The sequence below is a fragment of the Bradyrhizobium sp. genome, from assembly GCF_017881085.1.
Taxonomy (GTDB): domain Bacteria; phylum Pseudomonadota; class Alphaproteobacteria; order Rhizobiales; family Xanthobacteraceae; genus Bradyrhizobium.
Map to the genome: position 1 here is coordinate 1 of NZ_JADGRI010000336.1, position 5,577 is coordinate 5,577.

Genomic DNA, 5,577 nt, shown 5'->3' on the forward strand with positions numbered 1-5,577 from the left:
GTCGTGAAGGCGATCGGCGACCAGGCGGCCAAGGATCTCGGTTTCAAGGTAACGATGCAGAACCTTGATACCTCTGCCGCGATCAATCGCTTCATCACCCAGCCGAACAGCGTCGACATCGCGGACCTCGAGGGCTGGCAGGCGAAGCTCGCGGCCAAGCGTGGGGTGATCCAGGGCATCGAAGCCAAGAAGATCAAGGAATTCGACAACTTTCTTCCCATTTTCACCAAGGGCGAACTCGACGGCCACAAGATTCCGCGTCAGGGAATCTCGCCTTACGAAGCGCTCTACATCGAAAAGCCCGATTCCACCGAGTTGCACGATGGCGTCACCGAGTGGCTGACCAACGTTCCGCAGGTCTACAACGCCGACTCGATCGGCTACCGTCCCGATCTGGTGGGGCACAAGGTGACGGAATGGAAGGAGCTGATCGATCCCAAGTTCAAAGGCAAGGCGGCGATCCTCGATGTGCCGGCGATCGGCATCATGGATGCGGCGTTGTGTTTTGAAAGCGCCGGGCTGATCAAATACGGCAACAAAGGCAACATGACCAAGAAGGAGATCGACTTCACCTGCGACAAGCTGATCGAACTGAAGAAGGCCGGCCAGTTCCGCGCCACCTGGACCACGTTCGACCAGTCGGTGCAATTGATGGCGGCCGGAGAAGTGGTGATCCAGTCGATGTGGTCGCCGGCGGTCGCGGCCGTTCGGGTCAAGCAGATCCCTTGCGTCTATGCCCCGGTCAACATCAAGGACGGCAAGGAAGGCTATCGCGGCTGGTGCAACGGCATGGGGCTGATGAAGCATCTGACCGGCAAGAAGCTCGATGCCGCCTATGAATACATGAACTGGTACATGTCGGGCTGGCAGGGCGCGTTTGTGAGCCGCTACGGCTACTACAGCCCGGTGCCGTCGACCGCCAAGAAGTTCATGACGCCGGCCGAATACACCTTCTGGTACGAGGGCAAACCGGCGCCCGAGCCTGTGACCGATCCGTACGGCGTTCCGATGGAGGTGGCCGGCACGGTCCGCGACGGCGGCTCGTTTGTCGAGCGCGTCACCAATATCTCGTGCTGGAATACGCTGATGGATGAATCGGCCTACATGAACAAGCGCTGGAACGACTTCAAGGTCGCCTAGAGCGTTTTCAAGCGAAGTGGATACCGGTTCGCGTGAAGAAAACGCGTCAAATTAAAGAGATTAGGGCCTCCGTTCCGATTCAATCGGAACGGAAAAGGCTCTAAGTCCGGCCGTCATCAACAACCTGCCGGTCGACTTGTCGCCGACCGGCGGAGTTTTGGATGTCTCCCAGAGAGTGTTCATGGCTGTTTCCCGATCGATGACGAGCTGGCTTTATATTTCGCCGCTGATGCTCGTGCTTGTCCCGTTCTTCGTGTTGCCCATACTGGTGGTGCTGGTCGCGAGCGTGTTCGAGACCGACGGTTTCGGCGGTCTGATTCCGACCTTCACTCTGGCGAACTACGGAACGGTGTTGACGTCGGGCCTGACCTACAATCTCTATTTCGAAACCGTGAAATTCACCATCCTGACCTGGTTCTTCACGCTGCTGCTCGGCTTTTTCGTGGCTTATTTCCTGGTCTTCCACGTGCGCAATCCGCTGCTTGCGATCGGACTGTTCCTGATCTGCACCGTGCCGTTCTGGACATCCAACATCATCAGAATGATTTCCTGGATTCCGCTGCTGGGCAAGGAAGGCCTGATCAATTCGGCGCTCTTGCATCTGGGCCTGATCCGCGAGCCGCTTGAATTCCTGCTCTACTCCGGATTCGCGGTGGTCGTCGCCTATGTGCACCAGTTGACGATATTCATGATCGTGCCGATCTTCAATTCGATGGCGCGCATCGACAAGCGCGTGGTCGAGGCGGCGATCGATGCGGGGGCCAGCCGCTTCGATATCATGCGGCTGATCATCGTGCCGCTCTCCAAAAGCGGCATCGCGCTCGGTTCGATTTTCGTGGCCTCGATCGTGATGGGTGATTTCTTCGTCACCAAGGTGATGTCCGGCGGCGGCTCGGCGTCGGTGGTCGGCGCCTTCTACGAGGACATTTCGGTGCTGCAATATCCGGGTGCTGCGGCGAGCGCGATCATCCTTACGGTGATATTGCTGGTCATGGTCTCCCTGATCCTGCGCAGCGTCGATATCCGAAAAGAAATCACCCAATGAGCGCGGTGCCGCAGAGCGTTGCTGTCGCTGAGGCGCGCGTGACCAAACACGCGATCGCGCCAAGCCGCGGCAGCCGGCCATGGACCTTTTATGTGCTGGCCGGGCTCTTCACATTCTACGTTATCGCGCTCTACGGCCCGATGATCTGCATCTACATCCTGTCGTTTCAGGATGTGCGAGGCGGCCTGGTGTTCCCGATGAAGGGGCTGTCGCTGCACTGGTTCGTCGATCTGTTCACCCAGGTGAGGACCGGCGACGTCAAGGGCGCGTTCGATCGCTCAATCAAGCTTGCGATCGTGGTGACGGTGATCACGGTGGTGGTCTCGTTCATGTCCGCGATGGCGTTCCGCCGGCGTTTTCCGGGGGACAATATCGTGTTCGCGCTGATGATCGGCAGCCTGGTGGCGCCGGGCCTGGTGCTGGGCATCGGGGTCGGGCTTTTGTTCAATGCGATCGGCATCGAGACATCTCCCTACACCTCGGCGCTGGGTGCGCAGCTGTCCTGGACGCTGCCGTTTGGCGTGCTGGTGATGTTTGCGGTGATGTCGCGCTTCAATCCGGCCTGGGAGGAGGCGGCGCGCGATCTCGGCGCCTCGACATGGCAGACCATCCGGCTGGTGATCCTTCCGGTTCTGGCGCCGGGCCTGGTGGCCGTCGCGTTGTTTGGATTCACCTTGTCGTATGACGAGTTCGCCCGGACGCTGCAGACCGCCGGTCCCCAGAACACCTTGCCGCTGGAGATCTGGAGCATGACGCTCAACGTCACATCGCCCTCGCTTTATGCGCTGGGTACCGTGACCACGATTATCTCGTTTTTGATCATCGGCGCGGCGCTGGGAACCATCGTGTTCATTCAAAAACGGCGAGGCGCTGGCGCGTCGTGATCGGGGGCTAAACAATGGCGGTTCTGCGCGGCGACATCGAACTCGCCGGTCTTACCAAGAGCTATGACGGCGTAACGACCGTGGTGCAGGGCATCAATCTGAGGATTCCCGACGGCGCCTATTGCTGCTTTCTGGGGCCGTCAGGCTGCGGCAAGACCACGATTTTGCGCATGATAGCCGGCCACGAAGACCCGACCGGCGGCGAGATCCTGATCGGCGGCGAAAACGTGGTGGGGCTGCCGCCGGTGGCGCGTGGCACCGCGATGATGTTTCAATCCTACGCGCTGTTCCCGCATCTGAACGTGCGCGACAATATCGGGTTTGCGTTGCGGATCCGCGGCCTGTCGAAAAAGGATCGTAACCGGCAAACCGACGCCATGATCGAGAAGGTTCGGCTGACCGAGCTTGCCGACCGGTTGCCCGCGCAGCTCTCCGGCGGCCAGCAGCAGCGCGTGGCGCTGGCCCGTGCCGCCATCACCGAACCCCGGGTGCTGCTGCTCGATGAGCCGCTGTCCGCGCTCGACGAGCAATTGCGGGTGCGGATGCGGCTCGAGCTGCAGCGGATGCAGCGCGATCTCGGCATTACCTTCGTGCACGTCACCCACTCGCAGCTCGAGGCGATTGCGCTGGCCGATATGGTCGTGGTGATGGACCGCGGCGAGATCAGGCAGGCCGGCGCCGCCCGCGATGTCTATGCAACCCCTCGCGATCGCTATGTCGCCGAGTTCCTGGGCGGCCAGAACGTGTTCGCCGGCCGGGTCGATGCCATCAACGGCGATCTCGCCAGCTTCGCATCGCCCCAGATGAAACATATCGCGGTCCCGGTCGGCTCAGCCCCTGTCAGCACCGGCGACACCATCGACATCGCGGTGCGACGAGACGATGTCGGTCTGGTCCGGCCAGGCATGGATGTGGCGGCGGATACCTCCTGGCTGGCGAGCCGGGTGCTGGCGGTCGAATATCAGGGCAACTTTGTCAAAGTCATGCTGGATGCGACCGGGACCGACGAGTTCATCGCCTATATCCCCGAACGCACTTTCTTCCGCGACCCCTACGCGATTGGCGATGTCGTCCAGGCGACCTGGCCGAGCCACCTTGCGCGTCTGCTTGCCAAAACAACTGCCTTAACTGCGTAACCCGTAAACGAGAGAGAGGGACTGGCTATGGTCGATTATGAGATGTTTGAGCTCGGCGATGTGACCCTGCAATGCGGACAAATCCTGCGCGGCGCCAAGATGGCCTACAAGACCTATGGCAAGCTCAACGCCGCCAAGGACAACGTGATCGTCTATCCCTGCTGGTATTCCGGCACGCACCTCGAAAACGAGTGGCTGATCGGCTCCGGCATGGCGCTCGATCCGGCAAAATATTTCATCATCATCCCCAACATATTCGGCAACGGCCTGTCGACCTCGGCCAGCAATACGCCGGTTCCATTCAACGGCTCTCGCTTCCCGAATATCACGGCCTATGACAACGTCGTGCAGCAGCATCGGCTGGTCACCGAGAAGTTTGGCATCAGCAAGGTCAAGCTGGTGACGGGCTGGTCGATGGGCGCGCTGCAGACCTTTCATTGGGGCGCCATCTTCCCCGACATGGTCGAACGCATCCTGCCGTTCCAGGGCTCGGCCAAGTGCTCGCGGCACAATTTCGTCTTCCTCGAAGGCGTCAAGGCCGCACTTCAGGCCGATGCCGCCTACAAGGACGGCTTCTACACCGAACAACCGGCCAAGGGCCTTCGCGCCGCCGCCCGCGTCTATGCCGGCTGGGGCCTCTCGCAGACCTTCTATCGCGTCGAGGGCGACCTCAAGCACATGGGCTATGCCTCGCTGGAGGATTTCCTGGTGGGATTCTGGGAAGGCTGGCTGCTCTCCAAGGACGCCAACAACCTCCTGACCATGCTGTGGACCTGGCAGAACGGCGATATCTCCAACAACCCGATCTACAAGGGCGACTACAAGAAGGCGCTGGCCGGGATCAAGGCCAAGGCCTTTGTCATGCCGGCCTCGACCGATCTGTATTTCCCCCCGGCCGATAGCGCCAACGAGGTGAAGCACATGCCGAACGCCGAGCTGCGGGTGGTCGAAACCTATTGGGGCCATTTCGCCGGCGGCCCCGGCACCAGCCCCGACGACATCAAGGTGCTCGACGCAGCCCTCAAGGAATTGCTCGCCAGCTGAGCACGCCCAACCACACTTCACGGAGTCAATCGATGGCCGAAACGCTTATCAAAGTCGACCTCACGCAGTCCGCTTATGAGAACGACATGGTGCACAATCGCTGGCACCCCGATATCCCGATGGTCGCCTGGGTAAAACCGGGCGACGAGTTCATCATAGAAACCTATGATTGGACCGGGGGCTTCATCAAGAACAACGACTCGGCCGATGACGTGCGCGACATCGACCTGTCGATTGTGCATTTCCTGTCCGGCCCTGTCGGCGTTAAGGGTGCCGAACCGGGCGATCTGCTTGTCGTCGATATCCTGGACATCGGCGCCAAAAAGGA

The 5,577-nt window shown here is 60.4% G+C and carries 6 protein-coding genes; all 6 read left to right on the plus strand.

Going from position 1 to position 5,577, the window contains the following annotated elements:
* Nucleotides 1–1,140 (plus strand): extracellular solute-binding protein (locus tag QZ213_RS23725; protein ID WP_291688518.1); only part of this gene is annotated, 1,140 nt, incomplete at its 5' end.
* A gap of 181 nt (nucleotides 1,141–1,321) precedes the next feature.
* Nucleotides 1,322–2,185, plus strand: a complete 864-nt coding sequence (locus QZ213_RS23730; RefSeq protein ID WP_291688519.1) for an ABC transporter permease — start codon at nucleotides 1,322–1,324, stop codon at nucleotides 2,183–2,185.
* A gap of 38 nt (nucleotides 2,186–2,223) precedes the next feature.
* Nucleotides 2,224–3,069: an ABC transporter permease gene (locus QZ213_RS23735; protein ID WP_291688520.1), complete on the plus strand. Its 846-nt coding sequence runs from the start codon at nucleotides 2,224–2,226 to the stop codon at nucleotides 3,067–3,069.
* Nucleotides 3,070–3,083: 14 nt separating this feature from the next.
* Nucleotides 3,084–4,205, plus strand: coding sequence for an ABC transporter ATP-binding protein (locus QZ213_RS23740; RefSeq protein WP_291688521.1), 1,122 nt, complete (start codon nucleotides 3,084–3,086; stop codon nucleotides 4,203–4,205).
* Between the two features lie 27 nt (nucleotides 4,206–4,232).
* Nucleotides 4,233–5,249 carry an alpha/beta fold hydrolase gene (locus QZ213_RS23745; RefSeq protein WP_291688522.1) on the plus strand — a complete coding sequence of 339 codons (1,017 nt, stop codon included), beginning with the start codon at nucleotides 4,233–4,235 and terminating at the stop codon, nucleotides 5,247–5,249.
* 32 nt (nucleotides 5,250–5,281) lie between these two features.
* Nucleotides 5,282–5,577: acetamidase/formamidase family protein (locus QZ213_RS23750; RefSeq protein ID WP_291688523.1), on the plus strand; the 296-nt coding region annotated here is incomplete at its 3' end.

Coding starts and splice junctions, on each gene's coding strand:
- QZ213_RS23745 (WP_291688522.1), top strand. CDS start 4,233: ATGGTCGATTATGAGATGTTTGAGCTCGGCGATGTGACCCTGCAATGC.
- QZ213_RS23730 (WP_291688519.1), top strand. CDS start 1,322: ATGGCTGTTTCCCGATCGATGACGAGCTGGCTTTATATTTCGCCGCTG.
- QZ213_RS23740 (WP_291688521.1), top strand. CDS start 3,084: ATGGCGGTTCTGCGCGGCGACATCGAACTCGCCGGTCTTACCAAGAGC.